Raw genomic sequence first — 6,176 nt, forward strand, 5'->3', positions numbered from 1 at the left:
GGTGCAATATCTTCTTCGTGATGCGCGGTCTTTGTTAACCGACTAGTTCACTGTTCAGCAATACGTAAAACTGGCCTTACTGGATAAGGTCGAATTACCCCAGAACGTGCCGTCCTGCAAGAGTTGCAGAACGGCACGTTGAGCCAGTTTATTTGTTTCATCTATTTTATTCTTCCCAGGCGCCGATTAGCTTCTGCATTTCGAATGGATAATCGGACAGTCTTATAACAGGATGCTGTGGGATCAGAACACCGATGTCGAATCGCGTGAAAAGTCTCTGGGCATCATTTATAAAGCTGATAAGACAGCAATGGTATCGCCTGTGATGGGATTTGTATTTAATACGGAACCGGTTAAAACCCAAATGGCCAACGTTGACGCGACATTGAAAGAACTTCTATATGCGCTCGATTCGGGCACGGCAGATCCTGACAAATATTATGATGATTTCATAAAAAATTGAAGAATGCCGGAGCTGACGATATTATCGCGGAGAAGCAGAAACAGATCAACGAATGGAAAAAGCTAAATGGCAAGTAAGCATGAAGCAAAGAATGACAAGCGCTAGCTTTTAGCGGGATTTATCAAGGGAGGGGAAGCAGGTTCAGCCCGTTAGTGCATAAGCCTCGTTTCCCCTGCTGCTTTGCGTGTCATCAACTCTGGAACACCTATCAAATTCACGAATGCAGGATGGGGAGAATTTACAAGAAGTATTGAGGACTTTTTTTGATCTTTGGAAGCGTATCCATCCAATACTTTGCGTCGGTGTGTTGATCTTACTTTTTTTGAGGATCGCTAGCGCTTCGCCATTTTGATGGTAAAACGTTGAAAAGAGGGATTGAGAATCGATTGGGAATTTACAAAAGGAGGAAAGAAAAGAATGGTAAAAAAATTCAAAAAAATTACATCAGTGGTGTTGGCAACTGCAATGATCGTTACATCCATGTTTGCCTTCTCCAACACGAAAGTAAACGCACAGCAAGTGGCAGGTAACGCCCCGTTTATTAACTCGTGGTTGGTATCAGGTCCATTTGATTCGCCAGTAGTGGACAAAATTTATGAAACTGAAGTGGGGGGAATTGTAAATTACGCGCCGTCGGCATCAGAAATAACAGCATCATCATCAACTCTTGCAGTGAACCCTGTTTCAAAATTAGTTGATGGAATGACAAATAGTCAGTGGGTGACAGAAAATGATGCTAATCCATGGGTAAAGCTGAAATGGAGTGAGCCTATTGCACTTAATGAAGTCAAAATAGCGCAATGGGGCGATGGGCGTCACGTTAACAATTGGTATCATCTTACTTTCACGCTGAATGATGGCAGCATCGTAGAATCTGGAAAGGTTGATAGTACATCTTCCAGCCCATCCGCACCAACCGTGTATGCTATGCAATCCGAGTTGAAGAATGTGGTTGAAATGAAGGTTGAAGTGGACAAAGGACGTACTCCTTATCCAAGCATAACCGGACTCTCAGAAATAGAAGTAAATAACAAGCCAGCAACCGGATCTGGTTCTGGCGCTGCTACGATCACTCCCGCAATCGGCGATCCGTTAAGCTTGAATAACGAAAGTCATAAATGGGAATATTTCGATGATCGCATTTATAACAGAAACTACGATGATTATCAAGATTTATATGGATATTATTCTGTAAAAAAAGGCATCGATACTAGAAACAAATATGTATACGCTCACACATACGTATACAGCCCAGTAGAACAGCCAGTGTATTTTAATGTAGGCGCCAGCGGTTCATATCGACTTTATGTAAACGATAAGGCTGTAACGACACCGTCCACTCCTGTGGAGGTGCAAAAGGATTTGACAAAACAAGCGATTCAGTTAAAACAGGGTTGGAATAAGCTGATGATTCAAATCAAACATACGTATACGGAAGATGTTAATTCAAACAATGTTCCGTTAGGATTTGATCAAAATGTAGCTTACCTTGGGTTCTATGGAAGAGTCTCAGACCAAGATGGCAATAAAATAGATGGACTTGTTCATTCGGTTAAAGGAGCAGCTGCAGCTCTAGAAATTGTAACACAAGGCCTATCAACCGAGGAAACCACTAAATCACCACTTCCATCCCAAAATATGCCGTTTGGCTACAAGGAATGGCCATATGTATGGAATAAATCGAAGGCCAACAATAAATACGGTGTTGCGGCATCGGCATTTCAATTTATGGCGAGTGGGGGAGCGCCTGGTTATACTTGGAGTATTGTAGAGGGCAATCTGCCTGCTGGCTTGGCATTAAATACTGATGGCACAATCGCAGATGGATTAGTGAATGGAAATGTCGATTTAAATAGCAGCAAAGGTATAATCAGTATTAACTGTGCACCAGGAGACTATAACTTTACTGTACAAGTAACTGACAATAATGGAAATACGGCTAGAAAGAATATGACCATTACAGTAAAGGAACGTCCCAATAAATGGTTTGAAGAAGGTCGAGTTGGCGCTTTAACTCATGCTGCCCCAATTTACAGCTACTTTGTTGACCCGAATTTCTCTGCCGATTTATGGGCAGAAAGAGCAAAAGCTCAAGGGCATTCATTAGTTTCGGTTGAATCGGTACAACAAGCTTATCTTTGGCCGTCTAAATTTGCGGATCCAACACATGATAGGCATAAGTATCTTCCGAAGGATGCAAACGGTAAGGTAGTAGATGGGTTGAAACAGTTTGAACTGGCAGTAAAGCGTCATGGAATGAAGTTTGGCCTATATTATGGCGGCGGTATACCTTATTACACGACCGACGTCTATGTGCAGAATCAGACTGATTTGATTGAACGGTATGCGCCTGACTACATTTATTATGATGGGCCGCAAGGGATACCGAATGCCAACTTTGATGTGATATACAGCGTTGTACGCAATTATAGCGATGATATTATCGTAAACTCCAATGCATGGGGTGCAGAGTATGGAGACCCTGATTTAAGAACCGAAGAAGCATCTGGTATTTACGCTAATGGTGCTGCAAATCATCTTTTAAAACGTACGATTATGGAACCTTGGAAAATGATACACACAAAAAACGGTCTATCTCCATATTACGGTAAACGAGATGACTACAGGCAAGTTGCCAAGGAAATGATCATGAATGCTGGCAGAGGCTATGTGGATAATAATGATCAGACGCCTGTAGATAGTCGCGGTCCCAATTGGAACTCCCCTGAGGAAATTGCGACAAGGTATCCTAAAGCAGAGCAGGAATACATTGATGTAAGAGAAAGTTTTGTAAAATGGTTTGCACCTGAAGGAAAGCCGGAAAGACATGAGTCTACAACGGGTACAATGCCATATTTCCTCTCGGGCTATGGCTACGAAGATGATGGAAAAGGCAATTATGAAAAATTTGCTTTAGCTAACAGTACGACAGGTCCACAATGGGGATACGCAACGTATAGAGACAACAATGTTTATCTTCATATTATGAAAGGACCTGACAGCAAAAAAGGGTTTGATGCCATTCCTGGAAAGTCTTTAACCATTCGTCCGGTTCCAGATCATGTGACATCCGTAACCTGGTTGAACGAGGATATTCCTGTCACTTCTTTTGTACAAAATGGAGATAGTCTGACCGTCAATCTTGCTAATGTCCAGGAGGATCAGGTTGACACAATCATCAAGATTGTAACGGACAATTCTGCACGCAAATATACGCTTACTAATGTCAAAGCAACTGGTGAGCAGTTGACATCCTCATCGCTCAAAATCAACACTGAAGGATATATGACATTTCCGGCGCTTAAAGCCAAGCTTTCAGGTTTAACATACAATAGTGCGAATCCTGCAATTGCGGCAGTTAATGCTAATGGAATCGTAACGCCGGTATCTAACGGAACAACTACGATCACAGTTAGCGGTACTTATGAAGGTGTAACGAAACAGGATACATTAAAAGTAACAACAAGAGACGGCAACATTTATGTTGGGGAAAACATGATTGGCGCAACTTTACTCGTGGATGGAAAGGAAGCTTACGGCGAGTTTGGTACACTAGAAAAACTCAGCTATCAAATCGAAGGCAGATCATCGAAAGGCGGAGCAATAGGGCTTGATGCGGCACAAATTCAATGGCATGGCGGTGTCGTTGATTTAAAAGCGGGTGACAATTATAAGCCTGTATCGATCAGAGAAACAAATGGATTTACTTTCAACAAAAATGAAATTATATCGCCTTTCGTAGAACAACCTACACGGGGAGTCGTTTGGGCTGATGTAACGTTAGACGGCAAAACATTTACAACAAATAAAATATTCATGGACCTGTTGCCATACCAAAATCTTACAGGAACCACTGAAATTACTGCTAGTCATAATCAAGGTGCAGTAAGTCAATTAGTTGATGGAAAAACAATTGAAGGCATTCATTTTGATCGATCCAAATGGTCGGTACCTGCAAATGAAAAGGCATGGATTCAATTTAAGCTGCCGACAAAGTCTCAGATTGCCAATATCAATCTTAACTTCAATTCTTTGGATCAAAAATATATCAATACGCCTAAAACAATAAAAATTCAAACTAGCGCTGATGGCGTGGCATGGACTGATGTCAAAACCGTTAACGGTCCGACGGGTACTGCTAATTTTGGATTCTATGACCAATACGCATTATACACAGAAGCTCAATACGTTAAATTACTATTTGAGGGCGGTTCAAACGGGTCAACGATTGATTTGCTTGAAGTGGCAATAAACGGATTGGATACGTCCAATTTATTTGATCGCTTCGAATATGAGTTTAAGCCGTTTGATGCTGCTACAGGTAGATATGACATTAAGGCTTTTACGGGTGCGGGTGCACCGATTGATATGAAAGATGCGGTGATCACGGTAACAAGTGAAAACCAGGGTGTGATTACGGTAGGCGATTCAAACCTGCTGACCGCTGTTTCAAAAGGTATGGCAAAGATTCACATAAGAGCAACAATAGGCGGACGTTCTATTGAAGAGGTTACTTATCTTTTTGTAGATCAGTCAGGAAAAATCTTTATGGGATCTTACTTAAACAACATTAACGTTAAGCTAAATAAAACGGCGATTAAACCCAACCAACCTATCGTTGCTACAATTGAAGGCTTGTTAAATACAGGTGAAACAGCCGATTTATCAAGGGCTGCTGTAGAATATCAATTTAGTGATCAAAGGCTGTCGGTTGTTGAGGGTAGCAATACGATCGTTGTTAAAGGTGATATCGGTAATGGATTTAATGCGACCGTTGTTGTAAAGGTTACTTTAGACGGGGTGTCTCTGGTAAGCAGTCCTGTGACAATTGCTGCGGTTGGCGAAAATATTGCGCCGAAAGCAAATGTATCGGTAAAGTCGGTCAGATTCGATGATGCCAGATATGTTGGTATCAAAGCGGTAGACGGCAACAGAGATACAAGTTGGGCATCATCACCAGGTGATAATGCCAAAGCTCCATGGATCCGATTGGATTTTGGCACTCCATTTGCAATCAGCAAAGTGAACCTGGTAGACCGCGGTCACAAAATCAACGAGATTGGAGAAGGGCTTTTGGAATGGGAAGGAGGCAGCAAGAAGGTAGAGAATATAAAGTGGGAAGGAAAGCCTGACAACTTTGTTATTTTTGACCAGCCGATTGTGACTAGCTGGATTAAATTCACAATTGACCCTGATAATAAGTTTTCAAATTCTTCTCCGAGTGAACAGGGTGAACTCGGTCTTACAGAATTTGAGGTATATGAAGCGAAAAAAGAATTTGTAAAGACGATTGTAGATTATAAATTGGTAGCTGTGGATACGAACTTAGGCGTAATACCCGCACTTCCTGCACAGATCGAGGCTGTATACAACGATGGAACAACTGGATTAGTTGACGTTGCATGGGCCCCTATTACTTCAGATATGGTAGCTAATGTGGGAGTTTTTACCGTTAACGGCACAGTCGAAGGAACGGCAATAAAAGCAAAAGCCGTCTACAGAGTAGCGGGAGTAGCGGATAAACAACCGCCATTGACTACGGACAATGCGCCAAGTGGCTGGGCCAATCAAGATATTACGGTTATCTTAAGCGCAAGCGACATCGGCTCGGGAGTTGCCGATACCCATTACATTGTAGACGATGGCGCTGAGCAAACGGGAACTTCTATCGTATTGTCGACAGAGGGACTTCATAAGCTTGTTTATTGGAGCG

Annotated in this window: 1 protein-coding gene and 1 pseudogene; both read left to right on the plus strand. The window is 42.1% G+C overall.

Going from position 1 to position 6,176, the window contains the following annotated elements; all coding sequences use genetic code 11:
* The first annotated feature begins 364 nt into the window (after nucleotides 1–364).
* Nucleotides 365–540, plus strand: a pseudogene (locus GC102_RS40680) (DUF3502 domain-containing protein).
* Nucleotides 541–880: 340 nt separating this feature from the next.
* A partial coding sequence (locus tag GC102_RS23430; RefSeq protein ID WP_171691636.1) for a discoidin domain-containing protein occupies nucleotides 881–6,176 on the plus strand: 5,296 nt, incomplete at its 3' end.

This window comes from Paenibacillus germinis, assembly GCF_013141785.1.
In the GTDB taxonomy this organism is placed as follows: Bacteria; Bacillota; Bacilli; order Paenibacillales; family NBRC-103111; genus Paenibacillus_E; species Paenibacillus_E phytorum.